Origin of the sequence: Aquabacterium sp. (genome assembly GCF_021768455.1) — a bacterium.
In the GTDB taxonomy this organism is placed as follows: Bacteria; Pseudomonadota; Gammaproteobacteria; order Burkholderiales; family Burkholderiaceae_C; genus Aquabacterium.
Genome location: NZ_JAIZVX010000085.1, coordinates 1 through 18,684 on the forward strand (window position 1 = coordinate 1; position 18,684 = coordinate 18,684).

An 18,684-nucleotide genomic window follows, 5' to 3' on the forward strand; every position below is an offset into this window, starting at 1 on the left:
CCGCCCGGCCCCGGCGCCACCGCCCGACATCCATCCCCGTCACCGCCTTCCTGCCTCCGCCATGTCCACCGCCCACGCTCCCGCCCAGCCCCTGGCAGAACCCTTGGCCAAGCCCTTCGCCGGCCTGCAGCCCGCCGCCGTCTGGGCGCACTTCGCCACGCTGTGCCGCATCCCCCGGCCCTCAAAGCATGAAGGCCCACTGCGCGATCACCTGAAGGCCTGGGCCGAGGCGCATGGCCTCGCCACCGTGGTGGACGCCGCGGGCAACCTCATCGTGCGCAAGCCCGCCAGCCCGGGCTGCGAAGGCGCCCCTGGCGTGGTGCTGCAAGGCCACCTCGACATGGTCACGCAGCAGAACAGCGACACGGTCCACGACTTTTTCAAGGACCCGATCCGACCCGTGCTGCGCGACGGCTGGCTCTGCGCCGAGGGCACCACCCTGGGCGCCGACAACGGCATCGGTGTGGCGCTGAGCCTGGCCGTGCTGGAAGACGCCAGCCTGGTGCACGGCCCGCTGGAGGCCCTGTTCACGGTCGATGAAGAGGCCGGCATGGGCGGCGCCCAAGGCCTGGCGGCCGGGGCCCTGCAAGGCCGCCTGATGCTCAACCTCGACACCGAGGAGTGGGGCGAGTTCTACCTCGGCTGCGCGGGCGGCGTCGACGTGAACGTGCACCGCAGCGCAGCGCCCGAGCCGGTGACAACCGGCCTGACGGGCCGTCGCCTGAGCCTGCGCGGGCTGCGCGGCGGGCACTCGGGCGTCAACATCCACGAAGAGCGCGGCAACGCCATCAAGCTGCTGGTGCGCGTGCTCAACGGCCTGGTGGCCGAGCTGCCCGGCCTGCGCCTGGCCGCCCTGCAAGGCGGCACGGCCCGCAACGCCCTGCCCCGCGAGGCCTTCGCCGATGTGGCCCTGCCGGCCGACCAGGCTGACAGGCTGGATGCCGCCCTGGCTCGCTGGCAGGCCCTGCTGCAACAGGAGCTGACCGGTGTGGAAAGCGGCCTGCGGCTGGAAGCCGCCCCCGCCGAAGTGGCTCAGCTGATGAGCCTGAGCGAACAGACCGTGTGGCTGCGCAGCCTGCACGCCGCCCCGCATGGCGTGCGCCGCATGAGCCAGCGCGTGCCCGGGGTCGTCGAGACCTCGAACAACCTGGGCGTGATCGGCCTGCGTCCCGACGGGGGGGATGCCAACTTCATGGTGCGCTCCCTGCTCGACAGCGGCAGCGCCGCCCTGGCCGACGAGATCGCCAGCCTGTTTGCCCTCAGTGGCAGCCAGGTCGTGCAGGAAGGGGCCTACCCGGGCTGGGCCCCGAACCCGGACTCGCCACTGCTGGCCCTGTGCCAGCGCGTTTACCGAGCGCGCTACCAGGCCGACTCCCAGGTGCAGGTGATCCACGCCGGGCTGGAGTGCGGCATCCTGGCGGCCAAGCACCCGGGCATGGACATCGTCTCCTTCGGCCCGACCATCCGCGGCGCACACGCCCCGGGTGAGCGGGTGGAGGTGGCCAGCGTGCAAGGTTGCTGGGACCTGCTCGTGGCCATCCTGGCCGAGGCCGCCCGGCTCCGCGCCTGAGCCACCGCAGGCAAGCCGCATGAACGTCAGCGGTCACACCCTGGACCTCTTCGGCCCCTCGGAAGCCGCGTTGCGGACCGGTGCCGCCGCCCCGCCACCCCCCGAGCGCCTGGCCGATGGCGCGGTGCTGCTGCGGGGTTTCGCCCTGGCCGACGAGGCCTTGTGGCGCGAAGCGCTGGATGCCATCGTGCAGGCCGCCCCGCTGCAGCAGATGGTCACGCCGGGCGGCCACACCATGCAGGTGCGCACCACCAGCTGCGGCACCTGGGGGTGGACCAGCGCCGAATCCGGCTACCGCTATGCCCGGCTCAACCCGCTGACCGGGCAACCCTGGCCGGCCCTGCCCGAGGCCTTTCGGCGCCTCGCACACGATGCGGCCGCGCTGGCGGGCTTTCCCGGCTTCGATCCGGACGCCTGCCTGGTCAACCGCTACGCGCCCGGCACCCGCCTGAGCCTGCACCAGGATCGCCACGAACGCGACCTGCGCCAGCCGGTGGTGTCGGTGTCATGGGGCGTGCCGGCGGTGTTCCTGTTCGGTGGGCTGCAGCGCAGCGACCGCGCCCTGCGCCTCACCCTGCAGCACGGCGACGTGCTGGTCTGGGGCGGCCCGGCGCGGCTGCGCTTCCACGGCGTGATGCCGATCGCCCCCGCGCACCACCCGGCCTTCGGGCCGGACCGGGTGAACCTGACCTTCAGGCGGGCGTTCTGAGCCGGCCGCCTGGGCTGAGGCTCACTGGCCTTGGACCGCCTCGGCCTTGGCCTTGATCGCGGCCTTGTCGCCCAGCTTGGCGCCGGTCAGCAATTCCTTCTTGGGCTTCGGGGGCACGGGCACCACGCCAGTGGGGTAGTTCTTGTCGCCATTGGGGAGCGTGGCCGCCACCCCGGCACCGGCCACCGCCTTGGTCCCGGGCGCGACCGCTTTGTCGGCCTTGACGGCCTGAACCGCCTTGTCCGGCACCGCTGCCGGCTCGACGGCCTGGGCCTGAACCTGGCCCGACAGCCCCAGGCCCAGGCCCAGGCCCAGGCCCAGGCCTATGCCCAAGAGGGAGGTCATTGTGGCGGCCAGGGCCGCGCGGTGGAAGAGAGTCGCCATGTCTGCACTCCTGATGGGATGACGGAACAAGAAGGTGAGAAACACAGCGCCCAGTGTCCCGCCATGCGGCATCAAGGCCCACCCCTGTGCCCTAGGGATTGCCAGAGCTGCAACAAGGGCTGCCGGAAGGCCGGGGCCACCCGAACCTGGGCGCTCAGGCCCTGTTCGGCCAGTCGCGCCTGCTGGGTCGCCCCGGCCACATCCCCGGTGGCCAGCAGGGCCTGCCCCAGGCGCGCACGGCTGGCTGCGAGGTAAGGGTTGGCAGGATGCCCCCCGGCCAACAGGGCCACGGCCTGCCGGAGGTGGGGCAGCGCGTCTCGGGGGCGCTGCTGGCCCAGGCGCAATCGGCCCATCTGGTCGTGGGCGTTGTAGAGGACCAGCTTGTACTGGTCCTGGCGGGGTGAGGCCGTCAGGCGGTCGAGGCGATCGCGCAAGACCGGCTCGGCGCGGGCCCATTCGCCTTTCGCCAGCCAGAGGGCCGCGCGGGCCTGCGGGGCCGACGCGGGGTCGGCGGGCAGGGCGCGCTCGGCCTCGTCCAGCTGCCCCTGCAGCAGGTGGCTGCCGCTCAAGGCTTCGTCAATGGCCAGCACATAGGGATGCGAAGCCGGCAGGGTGGCGCCCAGTCGGCTGCGGGCCTGGCGGAGCACCTGGCGGGCGGCCTCGCCCTGGCCGGTGTCGTCCAGCCACCAGGCCATGACCTGGTCCAGCTGGCCGTCCACCGGCAGGCGCGCACCCAGGCGCTGCTGCAAGGCCATGGCCTCGCGCAAGGGGGCCTCGGCGTCCTGCAGGCGGCCGTCCATCAGGGCCAGCTCGCCCAGGGCACGGTGGGCCTGGAACAGGGTGCGCTCGTCTTCCCTGGCGCCGCTGGCCAGCAGCACGCGTGCGGCATGTTGGACCTGCGTCGGTCCGTCCTGCACCAGGCCAATGAAGCCGCTGATGCGGCCCAGCTGCAGTTCCACGACCGCGGCACGCGGGTGGGCCGCACCCAGGGCCTTGACCAGGGCCGCGTGGGCGGCACGCAGCTCCTGCAGGGCCTGCGCCGGGCGCCCGACCTGGCTGAGGCTCATGCCCAGAAAATAGCGCTCCTGGGCCAGGCGCAGGGAGTCCGGCCCCCAGAGCTGCCCGCGAACGGCCATGGCCTCTTCGTAGCGGGCAAAGGAGGTGACGGGGTCGCCCTGCAGGCTCAGCAGGTCGCCCATGGCGATCAGGGCCTCGGCCTGTTCGACACTGGGATGGCCGCTGGCGCTCAGGCGCTGCAGCGCGGGCCTCACCCAGGCCTCGGCGGCAGCGGTGTCGCCCTGCACCAGGGCCTGCTGGGCCCGTGCCACGGCCAGGCCTTCGCACACGGGCAAGGGGGCCCGGCCGGGCCGCGTGGCACACAAGGCCAGCCCGGCCTCCAGGCTGCGGCGCGCGCCCTCGGTGTCGCCCCGCACGTCCTGGCTGTCGGCCAGGTCCCGCCAGGCCTGGGCACGCTCGGGCAGGGGGGCATCCAGCGCGGCCAGTTGCACAACGCGCTCGCGGCGCACCCCGATGGCCGCATCGCTCAGGGCGAGGTTGTGCAACAGCCTGCCGACCACGCCCTGCAATTCGGCGCGCACCTGCGGCTGCCCGCGCAGCTGGCTGCCCAGGGCCGTGGCGCTGTGGACCAGCAGCTGCTCCACCGTCTGCTGGCGCTTGCGCAGGGCGTCGGGCTGGTCCACGTCACCGTTTTCGAACAGGCCAATGAGGAAGTCCTTGATGGCATTGGCCTTGGCCGCTTCCTGCCGGGCCTCGCGGGCCTGCCACAGGGCCAGGCCCAGGCCGGTGCTGAGGGCCAGCACCACGGCGCTCACCGCGCCCAGGGCCCAGGCGTGGCGCTGGGCGTACTTGCGGGCGCGGTACCAGCCGCTGTCGGGCTGGGCCGCGATCGGCTCATGGGCCAGGTGGTGAACGATGTCCTGGGCAAAGGCCTCGGCGGTGGCATAGCGGCGTGCCGGGTCCTTCTGCAAGGCGGTGGCGACGATCAGGTCGAGGTCGCCCTTGAGCTGCTGGCTCAGGCGGCGTGGCGTGTGGCCAAAGGGCATGGCCAGCTCGCTCAGGGTGAGGGCCGTGGGGTGGTGGGTCTGCACCTCGGCCTCCAGCCAGACGCTGCTGGGGCGGCGGGGCTCGGTGGCAAGGATGGCCTCTTCCAGCGCACCGCGGGTGCCACGCGGCAGCCGGTAGGGCCGCTGGCCGGTGAGCAGCTCGAAGAGCACCACGCCCAAGGCGTAGACGTCGCTGGCGGTGGTGAGCGGGCGACCGGCGATCTGCTCGGGCGCGGCGTAATCGGGCGTGAGCACGTGACCGTGGTGCTGGGTGAGCTCGGTCGAAGGGGCCGAGCCCGTGTCGGCATCGAGGATGAGCTTGGCGATGCCGAAGTCCAGCAGCTTGACCTCACCTTGCGCGTTGACCAGGATGTTGCCGGGCTTGAGGTCGCGGTGCAGCACCAGCTTGGTGTGGGCATGCTGCACGGCGGCCAGCACCTGCAGGAACAGCCGCAGGCGCTGTGACAGGCTCAGCTTCTGAGCCTCGCACCAGGCCAGCAGGCTCTGGCCTTCGATGTACTCCAGCACCAGAAAGGGCAGCCCGGCGGGCGTGACGCCCACGTCATAGAGCCGGGCAATGTGGCGGTGCTCCAGGCCGGCCAGGATGTCGCGCTCGCGGCGCAGGCGCTCGGCCAGCTGAGCCTGCCCCGGCCCGGCGTGCGGCATCTTGAGCGCCACCTGACGGCGCAGCTGGCCATCGTCGCGGTCGGCCAGCCAGACCACGCTCATGCCCCCCTGGCCGAGTTGACGGATCAGGCGATAAGGGCCGATGAGGTCGCCAGCGAACAGGCCATCCTGGATGCGGGAGGCGCCCGGGGAGCGTGCCATGGCCGCGTCGGCACCAGGAGGCTCATCGGATGAGCCCCTCACCGCAAGGGCTGGATTCAGCGCCGGCAAGGCGGCCAGAAAATCCCCCTGGTCCAGCAGCACCCTGTCGGCCATCAGCTGCCGCAAGGCCTCGATCAGGTCGGTGTCCTGCGCCGCACCGGGCTTGCCGGCCTGGGCGGCCAGCCAGGCCTCACGCTCGGCCGGGGGCAGGGCCAGGGCCTCGTCCAGCAAGGGCATGAGCCGGGGCCAGAGCGTGGGCGGGATGCGCATGGCGTGGGGCTCAGCCCTGGCGCAGTTCGGCGAAGAGGAAGCTGCGGGCGCGCTCCCAGTCGCGCTCGACCGTGCGCACGCCAATGCCCAGGGCCGCGGCGATCTCGCTGTGGTCCAGACCGATGAAGTAGCGCATCTCCACCACCTTGACCAGGCGCGGCTCGATGGCGCCCAGGACCTCGAGCGCTTCGTGCACTCGCAGCACCTCGTCTTCGCCATGGGGAAGGCCATCGGCCACACCAGTGTCAAGGGTCACGAAGGCCAGCTCGCCACCGCGGCGCTGGGCCTGCTGCTCGCGCGCGAGGTCGACCACCACCGAGCGCATCACTTTGGCCGCGTAGGCCAGGAAGTGGGCGCGGTCGTTCAGGGCCAGGGCCTCGAGCTTGATCAGGCGCAGGTAGCACTCGTGCACCAGCGAGGTGGTGTCGAGCAGCAGGCGCTCGTCGGTGCGGCGCATGCGGGCGGCGGCCAGGGCGCGCAGCTCGGGGTAGAGCAGCTGGAAGAGGCGGTCGAGCGCGGCCTGCTGGCCCTCGCGGGCCGCGGCCAGCAAGGTGGTGACTTCGCCAATGTGACCCATGCGCAGACGGCTCCCGTGCCCGGTGCACAGGCCGGGTCTGGATTCATTCTAAGTGGCGCAGGGGCGCGCTCAGCGGGTGGACTCGGCCACGCCGCCCGCCATGCGCAGCACCCCGGCATCCGCCAGCTGGGCGCACAACAGGGTCGCCAGGGATGCCGCTTCAGGCGGCTCACCCCGGCTGTCGGCCAGGGCCGCGCGCAGGCCGGGGCCGGCATCCAGGCGGGTCTGCACGATGGCCGTGAGGGCGGCCCGGCTCAGTTGCCGTGCGGCCATCAGCTTGAAGGCGATCAGCACCTTGAGCGCGTGCAGGCCGTGGGCGCGCGGGTCGCTGGCCAGCCAGGCGATGCGCGCCCGGGCGGCCACCAGCGCCTCGTCCACCGCGGCCCCGCCAAAGGGTGCGCCATGCCCGGGCACCACCCAGCGCGGCGCCAGCTGTCCGATGGCATCGAGGGTGGGCGCCTGCTCGGCAAAGCCCGATACCCCGTCTAGTTCCGGGAAGACGACGCCAAAGCCCCTCTGCCACAGGGCATCGGCCGAGGCCAGCAAGCCCAGGCGCTCGCACCAGAGCATCACCATGGCGTGGTCGTGGCCGGGCGCGGGCAGCACGGCCCAATCCTCGCCACCCAGGTGCAGGGTCTCGCCCGGGTGAAACACGCCATCGTGGGTGAAGCGCGGGCAGTCCTGGCTGAGGCGATCGTGGCTGAGCGCGGTGGTGTCCCAGGCGGCCACGGCCTGGGCCTCGCCCGGCGGGATCAGCGTGCGGCAGCCCGGGTGGCGGGCCTGCAGGGCCGCGTTGCCACCGGCGTGGTCGGAGTGGATGTGGGTGTTGAAGATGCGGCGCAACGGCATGCCGGCCAGGGCGGTGTCCAGCAAACGCAGGGTCTCATCGGCCTCGCTCACGTAGCCGGTGTCCAGCACCGAGGCGCCATCGTCGTCGACAAAGACCAGCTGGTTGGACGACAGCCAGCCACGCTCCAACACCCTGATCCGATCGGGCCAGCCCATGTGTGCACCCCATGCCAACCGCTTGGCAACCCCTTGCATCGTATCGGTCCCGACATGTGCGAAATGACCGTGATTCCCCCTGCATACCGGGCTTTTGCACGCGCACCCCTGCTCTCAGAATGGGATTCCTTCAAGGGGATTGCTCGGCCGCGGGCGACCTCTTCAACGTGTTCAGGAAGTCCCATGACACAGCAAGCAGTTTCCCAGCACGCGGCCTCGTCTACGGACGACCGCATGTGGCCGCAAGACGGCCGCCTCACCCGCCTGGCGGAGTTCTTCCGCTACCACGGCATCTGGGCCCCCGGGGTCCGGCTCTTCCGCCATCTGCATTTCCGGGCCAAGGCCTTGATCCTCAGCCTGGTGTTCCTGTTGCCGATCGCGCTGCTGTCTTGGCAGTACTTTGGCGACAAGGCGGCGGCCATCCAGTTCACCACGACCGAGCGACAAGGCGTGGCCGCGCTGCGGGCCTACACCCCTGTGCTGCACGGCGTGATCGCGGTGCGCAACGCCACCCGGGCCATGGTGGGCGGCATGGACGGACAGAGCGCCTACGAGGCCGCCCGCAAGCAGACCGACCAGGCACTGGCCCAGATGGCCGCGCAGCTGCAAGGCAGCGGTGACCCCATGGGCCTGGCGCCCGACCTCGACAAGCTCAAGGCCGCCTGGGCCGCGACCGCCCAAAGCAACCATGGTCTTGACGCCCAGGGCCGCACCGTCTACGGGCCCGTGAGCGCCTCGGCCGTGGCCCTGCTGCGCCACATCGGCGACGCCTCCGGCCTGGTGCTCGACCCCGACATCGACAGCTTCTACCTGATCAACGCCCTGGTGATGAACCTGCCGGACGCCATGGACAACGTGGGCCAGCTCTGGGGCTGGGGCAGCTACGCACTGGCCAAAGGCCAGCTGCACGACAGCGATGCCAAGCTCTGGCAGGCCTGGGACACGCGCGCCCAGAGCGGCCTAGAGGAGGTGCGCGAGGCCATTGCGCGGGCCACGAAAGCCAACCCGAGGCTGAGCAGCCAACTCGACCTGAGCGCGCTGGAAGCCGCCCAACGCCTGCGCCAGACCGCAGAAGGCGCCGTTTTCGGGGACCAGGGCATGCCTGCGGCGACGTACTTTGCGGCAGGGCAGTCCACCATGGTCGGGCTGAGCCAGCTCCTGACTCAAGGCCTGCCCGTGCTCGACGGGCTGCTGGCCGCCCGCGAAAGCCACCTGGAGACGGCCCGCAACCTCACCGCCCTGGTGCTGGTCCTGGCTCTGGTGACGGTGGCCTACCTCTTCCACTGCTTCCGCAAGGTGCTGGAGGGCGGGCTCAACGAAGTGGCCTTCCACATCAACGCCATGCGCGACGGCGACCTCACCACCCGGCCGCGCGCCTGGGGTGGCGACGAAGCCGCCCGCCTCATGCACACCCTGACCGACATGCAGACCGCCCTGCGGCGCATCGTCAGCGGGGTGCGAGCGGCCGCCGACCACATCGTGCACGCCAGCAGCGAGATCGCCGCCGGTTCGCTCGACCTCTCGGCACGCACCGAAGAATCGGCGGCGGCCCTGCAGCAATCGGCCGCCACCATGGGCCAGCTCAGCACCACCGTGCAGGACACCTCCAACATGGCCGGCGCGGCCTCCGGCCTGGCCGAACGCAACGCCACCGAGGCCGAGCAAGGCGGGAAGGTGATGGCCACCGTGGTCGCCACGATGGACGGCATCCAGGAGGCCTCTCGCCACATCGGCGACATCGTCACCACCATCGATGGCATCGCCTTCCAGACCAACATCCTGGCGCTGAACGCCGCCGTCGAGGCCGCGCGCGCCGGTGAGGCCGGGCGGGGCTTTGCCGTCGTGGCCAGCGAGGTGCGGGCCCTGGCCCAGCGCTCCTCCACGGCCGCGCGCGAAATCAAGTCCCTCATCAGCGCCAGCGTGGAGCGCGTCGAGTCGGGCACCAGCGTCGTGAAGGACGCCGGCCGCACCATTGGCGACGTGGTCCACCACAGCCGAGAGGTGCACGCCCTGCTGGCCCGCATCGCCCTGAGCGCTCGAGAAGAAGCCGATGGCGTGCGCCAGACCACCGAGGCCGTGCAGTCCATGGACACGGTCACGCAGCAGAACGCCGCCCTGGTGGAAGAAACCGCCGCGGCCGCGGCCTCGCTGCGCGACCAGGCCCAGGCCCTGGCCGACGAGGTGGCCGCCTTCAAGCTGGCCTGACGCCCCGGCTCACAGCCAGAGCGTGACCGTGGTGCCCTCGCCCGGCGCGCTCTCGACCACCATGCGCCCGCCCATCAGGCCCATGAGCTCCTTGACAATGCTCACGCCCAGGCCCGTGCCGGGGATGTTGCCCGACTTGTCGGCACGGAAAAAGCGCTCGCCCATGCGGGCCAGGTTCTCGGGCGACAGGCCCATGCCGTGGTCCTGGATCTGCACGGCAAAGCGCTTGCCGGGCAGCTGGCTGTCGCCCACCAGGTAGCGCAGCTCGACCGGGCCGCCATCGGGCGAGTACTTGTAGGCGTTCGAGAGGATGTTGAGCACGGCCTGCTGCATCTTGTGGCGGTCCACCTGCACGGGCATGGGCCCCGGCACGGGCGCGCACACCGGCGGCTCGCGCCCTTCCGGCGGCTTGAAGTCGCCCACCACCTCGGCCACCACCTCGGCCAGGTCGGCCGGCACCATCTTGAAGTCCTGGCCCCGGCGCGACTCGATGCGCGCCAGGTCCAGCAGCTCGTTGAGGATCGCCACCATGGACTGGCTGTGCCGGTAGATGCGGCCCAGCAGGTCCTGGCGCATCTCGGGCGCCATTTCGCGTTTCATCATCAGCTCGGTGAAGCCGAAGATGCTCACCATGGGTGTGCGCAGCTCGTGCGCCGCCATCGAGAGGAACTCCGACTTCATCTGGTCCAGCTGGTGCTGGCGGGTCACGTCGCACACGTACAGCACGCGGCTGACCGAGCCCGACTCGCTGCACTGTCCGTGCAGCGTCAGCACCCTGGGCGGTGTGCCCGCCCTGACCATCACCTGCCCCCCTTCGTCAAAACAGTGATCCAGGCCCTTGAATTCGCCGCCTTCGGCCACCAGGCTGCGCAAGAGGGTGTCGACGGCCATGGCGCTCTGCCCCTGCACCTGCCCCGGCTCCAGCCCGGTCAGCGAGAGGAAGGCCTGGTTGACGAACTGCACATGGTCGTCGCGGTTGAAGGTCATCAGGCCATCGGGGCTCATGGCGAAGATGGCGCCCAGCTGGTCGTTCTGTTCGCCCATGCGCGCCTGCTGGGCCTGCAGCTTGTGCATGCCCTGGTCGATCACCAGCATCTGCTGGCGCAGCAGCATCGAGGCCTCGTTGAGCGCCGCGTCCAGCTCCACGAACTCCACCGGCCCGGGCAGGTAGGGCAGCTGGCCGCCTTCGGCATTCGGCAGGATGTTGGCAAAGCGGCGCGCCCGGTCCAGCTGCTTCATGGGCCGACGCAGGAAAATCACCAGGGCCCCGGCACACAGGCTCACCGCCAGCACCGCCACCACCAGGGTGTTGCGCCAGATGAGGTGCTGCAGCTGGCGCAGGGCGTGCGCGTTGTACTCGACCCGCACCCAGGCAATCGGCTCACCGGCCAGCACCGGCTGCCAGGCGGTGATGCGGTCGTGCGCCAGATCGGTGTCCACACGCGGCTGGCGACCAGAAGGCACGGCCTGCTTCTCCCGGATGGACGCAAAGACCAGGCGTGGCGGCTGCCCCGACGGCCGCACCACCTGGCTCAGGGCACGGCCACCCACCTCGATCACCCGCACGCTGATCACCTCGTCGAAATCGGCCGAACGCAGCACCAGGGCTTCCAACTGGTCGAGGCTGTCGGTCAGGATCAGGTTGGTGCCTGACGTGGCCACGTTGCGGGCCAGGGCCGCCGCCTGGTTTTCGTAGGCGCGCAGCGCGATGCTGGCCTGCTCGGACGCTGTGTAGCCGCCCAACAGGCCCAGTGCCCCCAGCAAAGACAGCGACACCACCCAGAGCAGCTGCTGGCGCAGGTGCCCTGGCCACAAGGCCAGCAAGGCGGCGGGAAGACGGGGGCGCATGGGGGATCCGGTGGGTGCTACTCGGCCAGGTGCTCCAGGCGCAGGCGCGTCAGAGGCTGGTAATCACGTTGCTGGTCGGCGCGCATGGGCTGGCTCATGGGCACGTCCTTGAACAGGGGCTGCAGCGCCGGGTCGCGGGCCAGCTTGAGGATGGCCTCGGTCACGGCCAGCTGCACCACAGGGGGCACGCGCGGGTGGGCGCTCAGGGGATGGGGTGCCGCGCCGGGCGTTTCCATCAGCACGCGCAACGCGGCACGCACCTCATCGGGCTCCTTGTCCAGGGTGGCACGCAGGCCGCCGCTCGCCGCGGTTTTGCCGGCGATGGTCTGGCGGAAGGCATTCGTGTGCGTCTTGGCGTACACCGGCGTGAAGGCCACCTTCTCATGCTCAACCAGCTGGCCTCGGATCAGCAGCGAGGCCCCGAAGGCATTGGGCGCCGGGAAGGCAATGGCCTTGCCCTGCAGCCCCTGTACCGAGGTGATGGGGTCATCGGCCCGCACCACCAGGATGCCGGTGAGCAGCTTGCTGTCGCGCACCAGCGGGCGGTAGCCCTGGGCCTGGTGGGCCTGCAGCTGATGGTAGGGGTTGAGGTAGGCGAAATCGGCACGACCGGCCACCACCTCGTCTTCGAAACTCGGGATGTCCTTCGAGACCTTGAGCACCAGGGTGACGCCGGCTTCCTGCCCCACGCGGGCCAGGATGGGCTGCCAGACCCGGTCGATCTCGCTGGCCTGGAACTGCGGCACGACGGCCACGGTGTAGCGCGGGCGGGCGGAGGCATCGGCCTTCTCGGCGCTGGCCTGGGCGTGGGCCGACCAGGGCAGGCACCCCACCAGGGCCGTGGTGACAAGCCACAGGCATTGCAGGCGCCGGGTGGCGCGGGTCGGGACAGGCTGCATGGGGCACCCTCGGAGATGAACCTGTGTCGGTCATCGGCGCGCCCGGCCCAAACCAAAGAAAAACCCCGCTCGAAGGCGGGGCTCGTGCGCAGTCATGCACGTTTTTTCAGATTCGCGCCTTGCACTCAACCGTGGCGGATCAGGTGGTCGAAGGCGCTGAGGGCGGCCGTGGCACCGGCACCGGCGGCGATCACGATCTGCTTGTAAGGCACGGTCGTGGCGTCGCCGGCTGCGAACACGCCCGGCACGTTGGTGTGGCCCTTGGCGTCGATGATGATCTCGCCGAACTTGGACAGCTCCACCGTGCCACGCAGGAACTCGGTGTTGGGCACCAGGCCGATCTGCACGAACACGCCTTCCAGCTCGACCAGGTGCTCCACATTCGTGGCACGGTCCTTGTACTTCAGGCCATTGACCTTGCCATCCGCGCCGGTGATCTCGGTCGTCTGGGCATTGGTGTGGATGGTCACGTTGGGCAGGCTTTGCAGCTTCTTGACCAGCACCGCATCGGCCTTGAGCTGGTCGGCGAACTCGATCAGCGTCACGTGGGCCACGATGCCGGCCAGGTCGATCGCGGCTTCCACGCCCGAGTTGCCACCGCCGATCACGGCCGTGCGCTTGCCCTTGAACAGCGGGCCGTCGCAATGCGGGCAATAGGCCACGCCCTTGTTCTTGTACTCGGCCTCGCCGGGCACATTCACGTTGCGCCAGCGGGCGCCGGTGCTCAGGATCACGGTCTTGCTTTGCAGCACACCCCCGTTGGCCAGCTTCACCTGGATCAGGCCGCCCGGCTCGGTGGCGGGCACGATGGCCTCCGCACGCTGCAGGTTCATGATGTCGACGTCATAGGCCTTGGCATGGGCTTCCAGTGCAGCAGCCAGCTTGGGGCCGTCGGTCTCGAGCACCGAGATGTAGTTCTCGATGGCCATGGTGTCGTTCACCTGGCCCCCAAAACGCTCGGCGGCCACGCCGGTGCGAATGCCCTTGCGGGCGGCATACACCGCGGCGGCGGCACCGGCCGGGCCCCCACCCACGATCAACACGTCGTAAGGCGCCTTGGCGCTGAGCTTGGCGGCGTCCTTGGCCGCGGCGTTGGTGTCGAGCTTGGCCACGATCTCGGCCACCTCCATGCGGCCCGAGGCGAACACCTGGCCGTTGAGGAAGACCATGGGCACGGCCATGATCTCGCGCTTTTCCACTTCTTCCTGGAAGGTGCCGCCCTCGATCACGGTCGTCTTGATCTTGGGGTTGAGGATGGCCATGAGCGACAGGGCCTGCACCACGTCAGGGCAGTTGTGGCAGCTCAGGGACATGTAGACCTCGAAGTGGAAGTCACCGTCCAGGGCCTTGATGGCCTCGATGACGTCGGCGTCTTCCTTCGGGGGGTGGCCGCCGGTCCACAGCAGGGCCAGCACCAGGGAAGTGAACTCGTGGCCCAGGGGCAGGCCGGCAAAACGCAGGCTGGTGTCGCTGCCGGCACGCTTGAGCGTGAAGGACGGCTTGCGGGCGTCCTGCCCGTCGGTCTTCAGGGTGATCTTGTCGGCACGCAGGCCCTGGATGATCTGCAGCAGTGCCAGCGTGTCGCGGGAGCTCTCGGAATCGCTCAGGGATGCTTCGATTTCAAACGGCAGGGTGACGCGTTCGAGGTAGGCGCCGAGTTGGGCCTTGAGGGTGTCGTCGAGCATGGTGTGCATCCTTATTGAATTGAGCGATTTCGGGAGCTGGCCTCTCTTTCAGCGTGGCGAGGCGGCCAGGGTCGCACCCCGTGAGGCCTTGTGGGCCCGCACGGTGTGCAGTGTCATGAGAAAGGTCAGGGGTTGTCCTGACACAGCTCAAGCGAGCGAGGCGATCCGGTGAGGATCAGATCTTGCCGACCAGGTCCAGCGAGGGAGCCAGGGTCTTGGCGCCTTCCTTCCACTTGGCAGGGCACACTTGACCGGGGTTGGCGGCGGTGTACTGGGCAGCCTTCAGCTTGCGCAGGGTTTCCGACACGTCGCGGGCGATTTCGTTGGAGTGGATTTCCACGGTCTTGATCACGCCATCGGGGTTGATCACGAAGGTGCCGCGCAGGGCCAGGCCTTCTTCGGGGATGTGCACGCCGAAAGCGTTGGTCAGGGTGTGGGTGGGGTCGCCAACCAGGGGGAACTTGGCCTTGCCGACGGCCGGCGAGGTTTCGTGCCACACCTTGTGCGAGAAGTGGGTGTCGGTGGTGACGATGTAGACCTCGGCGCCAGCGGCCTGGAAGGCGGCGTAGTTGTCAGCGGCGTCTTCGATTTCGGTCGGGCAGTTGAAGGTGAAGGCGGCCGGCATGAAGATCAGGACGGACCACTTGCCCTTCAGGCTTTCTTCGGTCACGGTGATGAACTCGCCCTTGCCAGCGCGGTTGACGAAGGCTTCGGTCTTGAAAGGCTGGACTTGGGTGTTGATCAGGCTCATGGCTTGTTTCCTAAGTTGGGTTGGGTCAAACAACAGGATGGATCTTAGGCCAGCTCATCCCATATAGCGAATTGATTGATCTTATGCACCCCATATCAATCAACTATTAAACACGGTGCTCACATGCCGGTGGCACACCGGAGCCCACCGGGAACAAGCCAGCCAAGAAAAAACCCGCCGTGTTCTGCACACGACGGGTTCACAGGTGAGTCAACGAGAGCAAGCGCTCACTTCAACCCATCACTTCACGTAGAAGGTGGTGCCCGTGACAGGGGTGAGGGCCAGGGCGTTGACCGTGAAGGTGCCGGTGGTCGGGGTGATGGTCTTGCCCGTCACCTTGGGCGTCACGGTGATGGAGGTGGTGGCCGAAGGCACCTTGCACACGTACAGGCCGGTGCTGCCCACGGTGCAGGTCACGCCCGCGGTCGACGAGGTCATGGTGGCCGCCCCACTGAACACGGCCCCGGTGCTGGTGCGCAGGAAGCCGGCCGCCACCGTGGTGCCGGTCGTGGCTTGAGAGGCATTGGCCGGTTTGCCCAGGGCCGCCACGGTCGACTTGGTCTGCAGGAAGGTGGCCACCACGTCTTCTGTGGCCGTGCCGCAAGCGGCCTTGCCGGTGGTGCAGGTCAGGTAAGGCGAGGAGAACAGGGCCACACGCGGCGAGATGTAGGACATCACCGTGCCGAACGAGCCGCTCACGCCCTTGCCGTAGCTGTAGCTGAACACGCCCGTGGTCGAGGAGTTGGCCTTGTCGTGCAGGGCGCCCAGGTTGTGGCCCAGCTCATGCGGGAAGCTCAGGGTCGAGCAGTAGGAGCTGGTGGTCTGGCCGTCGTTGAGGGAGGCGTACATCAGGCTGGAGGCCTGGCTCTTGTAGGCCGTCAGACCCTGCGAGCCGGCAGCCGGCACGTAGGCCAGACCACAGGTGCCGGTTGAGCCGGTGGTGGCGTTGTACGGCGCATAGAAGGTCACGATGGCCGCGCCGGTGCTGGTGCGCAGTGCCGGGATGCCGGCAAAGGCGCCCGTGCCGGCGCGCAGGGCAGGCAAGGCCACCTGGGGCGTGGTGTCGGCCTGGGCCACCTGCTTCCAGCCCACCACCTTGAAGGCGATGCCGGTGCCGCTGTTGGCATAGGCCGAGTTGGCCAGCTGCACCAGGTTCGACAGGCGGGTGCGGGCCACGGCCTCGCTGCCCCACTGGGTGACAAAGGTGCTGCTGTAGGTCATCAGCAGGGTGATGGTGGTGTCGACCGTGCCGGCGGCCAGCGGTTTGTACACCGTGGTGCTGGCGGCCGTGGTGGCAGCGGCCGTCACGGCCTTGACCACGGACGAGGACACCAGGGCGGCCGCCGTGGTGGGTGTGGCCTCGGGCGCCACGGCCACGTGGTCGTCGCCCTTCGTCGACTTCAGGCCAGCGCCTTGAGGGTCCAGCAACTGGGTCTGACCATTGCGGGTCACGATCTGGTATTCGCCCGAGCCGGTGAACACGGTGCCAAACACCGCGTCGGTGCCCACGGTGATCAGGGTGGGATAGGCCATGCCACCCAGGCGGCTCACGGCGGAGACCTGGTACATGCCATCGGCGTCCACCTCGGACTGGGTGACGATGGCCACCTCGGTCTCGCCATTGGGCAGGGGCAGGCTGATTTCGGAACCCGGCGCGGCCGAGGCGATGGCCGCCAGGTTGTCGTTCAGGGCGTAGACGCCTTTGTCCAGCTTGGCGCCCAGGGTGTAGAGGCGACCCGAGACCGGCGCGGCCTGGGCGGCGGCCACCAGGCGGGTGTCCGGCTGCTGCTTGAAGCTGACCAGGCGGCCACCGGTGCGAATGGCCCCGGTGAACAAACCGCTCTTGAGTTGCTTGAGGTAGACGCGGTCCTGGGGGGCGCCGGCCACGCTGCCGTGCCAGTAGGCCAGGCCGTCCTGGCCCTTGGTCGTGTGCTCGAAGACCACGGTCTGGCGACCCACCTTGGGAAAGTCGATGACCACGCGCTCGCCGGCCTTCATGCTCAGCAGGTGGGCGGCGTTCAACTGGATGGGCGCTTGCAGGTTCACGCCCAGGGCTGGCTGTGGGGCCGCATGGGCGCGCTGGGCCAGCGACAAACCCAGGGCGCTTAGGGCCACGAGGCTGAACGAGGCTTTGAGTGCGAACTGGATCGCCGGGTGGGTGGTGGTCTTCTTGCTGCGCACGGCGCCCTCCTTGAACAAGTGGTGTCGGGTGGGCCATACGCAAACACGCCTCCGCAGGCGGAGGCCGTGGCGGCCCGGCTGACATGGGTGAGCACGCTCACCTTTAGCCCCGTGGCTTTGCGTCGCCGCCTTTTCAGACGGGTTGCCCTGATCGAGAACCCTCAGGGTAAATCACAGGTCGGGAAAAGCCATGTGAAGAACAACACGTCCCAGACCCGCCAATCCCGGCGATCGACGACCTCCCGGCCCAGACCGGCAAAAGTTGGCACCTTGAGGCAGACACCCTCGCCCGGCCCGAAGATGGCCGGCTTTCACCAGTCAATTGAGTGAAGGGGCTTGGCGGCCCTGTTTCGGCGTTCTGTCAGGCAAATTCCTACACGCCGTGTAGCCGCACACCGACCGGTCTTACAGCCGCAGCCCTATCAAGAAATCCGGGGGTTCTCAGCACAATGAACCCATCGACAACGCAGCCAAGCACTGCAGACCACCGGAGCACACCATGAACAACGACCAGATCCTTGCCGAAATCCGCGAAACCAACCTGTCCTACCTGATGCTGGCGCAGACCCTGATCCGCACCGACCGCGAGCAGGCCCTGTTCCGCCTGGGTCTGTCGGAATCGGCCGCCGACCGCATCGCGTCGCTGAGCCCGGCTCAGGTCCTGAAGATCGCATCGGGCAACACCCTGGTCTGCCGCATGCGTGTCGACGACGACCTGGTCTGGAACCTCCTGACCAACCATGGCAAGGGCAGCACCAGCGAAGCCGTCAGCCGCCTGCATGCCTCCATCCTGATGGCAGGCAAGCACTCCGAAGCCGCCTGATCTGCCCCGATCACGCTGCCTGCTGAACTGAATCACTGAGAACCCGACGGAGAGAGCCATGCGCACCAAGAGCCTGTTGACCGAAGCCAAGCAAATCGAACGCGCCATCACCCTGATCAACCTGGGTGCCCGCCTGCAGGTGCTGGAATCGGAAACCGACATGTCTTACGAGCGCCTGCTGCGTCTCTACAAGGAAGTCTCGGGCAAGTCGCCCTCGAAAGGCCAGCTCCCCTTCTCGACCGACTGGTTCATGACCTGGCAGCCCAACATCCACGCCAGCCTCTTCCTCAACATGCACGAGTACCTGAACAAGGCCTCGGAAATGGACGAGATCGACGTGGTGATCAAGGCCTACCAGCTCTACCTGGAACAGACCGAGGTGCAAGGTCTGGAACCCCTGCTGTCGGTGACCCGCGCCTGGCGCCTGGTCAAGTTCATCGACAACGGCATGCTGACGATGACCAAGTGCTCCAAGTGCGGTGGCCACTTCGTCAGCCACCCCCACGAGATCTCGCGCCACTACGTGTGCGGCCTGTGCAACCCGCCGGCCCGCGCCGGCAAGGGCAAGGCCTCGGGCGCCATCCACATGCACTGAGCCCGGGCTCGGCCCCTTGTTTTCTCCCGTGTTGTGTTTCATGCTTGTCTCCTCCTAGCGGTGCAGCCCCTGTGCACCTTCGATCAGGCCCTTCGGGGCCTGTTTTTTTTGTGCCATCCGGGCGCAGGACTGTGTCAGGGCCGCGCCAGGGCTGTCACAGCACCCTGAAGCGGGCTCATGAAAATCGCCAGAATCGGCGGGGGTAAGCGCGCAAGATCGCGGCCAACCCTGACCGCTAGGCTCTGGGCCCGCCCTGCGTGCGCCCTCTCAAGGCCCTGGCACAGGGCCTGC

At 69.0% G+C, this 18,684-nt stretch carries 14 protein-coding genes and 1 riboswitch; of the genes, 5 read left to right on the plus strand and 9 right to left on the minus strand.

Annotated features, from left to right (window positions below; translation table 11 throughout):
* The first annotated feature begins 61 nt into the window (after positions 1 to 61).
* Entirely contained in the window at positions 62 to 1,570 is a 1,509-nt protein-coding gene (locus tag QZ994_RS12150) for an aminoacyl-histidine dipeptidase (RefSeq protein WP_290871725.1), read from the plus strand.
* A 19-nt stretch (positions 1,571 to 1,589) separates the two neighbouring features.
* Positions 1,590 to 2,279: a DNA oxidative demethylase AlkB gene (alkB, locus tag QZ994_RS12155; RefSeq protein ID WP_290871727.1), complete on the plus strand. Its 690-nt coding sequence runs from the start codon at positions 1,590 to 1,592 to the stop codon at positions 2,277 to 2,279.
* 21 nt (positions 2,280 to 2,300) lie between these two features.
* On the opposite strand, the gene QZ994_RS12160 is transcribed toward alkB, so the two are convergent.
* The 4 genes from QZ994_RS12160 to QZ994_RS12175 all read right to left on the minus strand — a co-directional run bounded on the left by QZ994_RS12160 (position 2,301) and on the right by QZ994_RS12175 (position 7,406).
* Positions 2,301 to 2,663: a hypothetical protein gene (locus tag QZ994_RS12160; RefSeq protein ID WP_290871729.1), complete on the minus strand. Its 363-nt coding sequence runs from the start codon at positions 2,661 to 2,663 to the stop codon at positions 2,301 to 2,303.
* Between the two features lie 71 nt (positions 2,664 to 2,734).
* Complete coding sequence (locus tag QZ994_RS12165) at positions 2,735 to 5,824, minus strand: serine/threonine-protein kinase (RefSeq protein ID WP_290871731.1); 3,090 nt, start codon at positions 5,822 to 5,824, stop codon at positions 2,735 to 2,737.
* A gap of 10 nt (positions 5,825 to 5,834) precedes the next feature.
* Positions 5,835 to 6,401, minus strand: a complete 567-nt coding sequence (locus QZ994_RS12170) for an ECF-type sigma factor (RefSeq protein ID WP_290871732.1) — start codon at positions 6,399 to 6,401, stop codon at positions 5,835 to 5,837.
* A gap of 69 nt (positions 6,402 to 6,470) precedes the next feature.
* The gene (locus QZ994_RS12175; RefSeq protein ID WP_290871733.1) at positions 6,471 to 7,406 is read right to left on the minus strand and encodes an MBL fold metallo-hydrolase; all 936 of its coding nucleotides are present in this window, start codon (positions 7,404 to 7,406) and stop codon (positions 6,471 to 6,473) included.
* Positions 7,407 to 7,589: 183 nt separating this feature from the next.
* Between QZ994_RS12175 and QZ994_RS12180 the strand changes: the two genes are divergently transcribed.
* The gene (locus tag QZ994_RS12180) at positions 7,590 to 9,611 is read left to right on the plus strand and encodes a methyl-accepting chemotaxis protein (protein ID WP_290871734.1); all 2,022 of its coding nucleotides are present in this window, start codon (positions 7,590 to 7,592) and stop codon (positions 9,609 to 9,611) included.
* A gap of 9 nt (positions 9,612 to 9,620) precedes the next feature.
* Here QZ994_RS12180 and QZ994_RS12185 read toward each other — a convergent pair whose 3' ends face one another.
* The 5 genes from QZ994_RS12185 to QZ994_RS12205 all read right to left on the minus strand — a co-directional run bounded on the left by QZ994_RS12185 (position 9,621) and on the right by QZ994_RS12205 (position 16,975).
* Positions 9,621 to 11,459, minus strand: a complete 1,839-nt coding sequence (locus QZ994_RS12185; protein ID WP_290871736.1) for an ATP-binding protein — start codon at positions 11,457 to 11,459, stop codon at positions 9,621 to 9,623.
* Positions 11,460 to 11,476: 17 nt separating this feature from the next.
* A complete protein-coding gene (locus QZ994_RS12190; RefSeq protein WP_290871738.1) occupies positions 11,477 to 12,358 on the minus strand; it encodes a phosphate/phosphite/phosphonate ABC transporter substrate-binding protein in 882 nt (293 codons plus the stop codon).
* Positions 12,359 to 12,483: 125 nt separating this feature from the next.
* Entirely contained in the window at positions 12,484 to 14,043 is a 1,560-nt protein-coding gene (gene ahpF, locus QZ994_RS12195) for an alkyl hydroperoxide reductase subunit F (RefSeq protein ID WP_290871739.1), read from the minus strand.
* A gap of 175 nt (positions 14,044 to 14,218) precedes the next feature.
* Positions 14,219 to 14,794 carry an alkyl hydroperoxide reductase subunit C gene (gene ahpC, locus QZ994_RS12200; RefSeq protein WP_290871740.1) on the minus strand — a complete coding sequence of 192 codons (576 nt, stop codon included), beginning with the start codon at positions 14,792 to 14,794 and terminating at the stop codon, positions 14,219 to 14,221.
* 240 nt (positions 14,795 to 15,034) lie between these two features.
* Entirely contained in the window at positions 15,035 to 16,975 is a 1,941-nt protein-coding gene (locus tag QZ994_RS12205) for a reprolysin-like metallopeptidase (RefSeq protein ID WP_290871741.1), read from the minus strand.
* 65 nt (positions 16,976 to 17,040) lie between these two features.
* A riboswitch (cyclic di-GMP riboswitch) is annotated at positions 17,041 to 17,132 on the minus strand.
* Positions 17,133 to 17,474: 342 nt separating this feature from the next.
* Between QZ994_RS12205 and flhD the strand changes: the two genes are divergently transcribed.
* A complete protein-coding gene (gene flhD, locus QZ994_RS12210; protein ID WP_290871743.1) occupies positions 17,475 to 17,798 on the plus strand; it encodes a flagellar transcriptional regulator FlhD in 324 nt (107 codons plus the stop codon).
* A gap of 58 nt (positions 17,799 to 17,856) precedes the next feature.
* Positions 17,857 to 18,393: a flagellar transcriptional regulator FlhC gene (flhC, locus tag QZ994_RS12215; protein WP_290871745.1), complete on the plus strand. Its 537-nt coding sequence runs from the start codon at positions 17,857 to 17,859 to the stop codon at positions 18,391 to 18,393.
* The last annotated feature ends 291 nt before the right edge of the window (positions 18,394 to 18,684 follow it).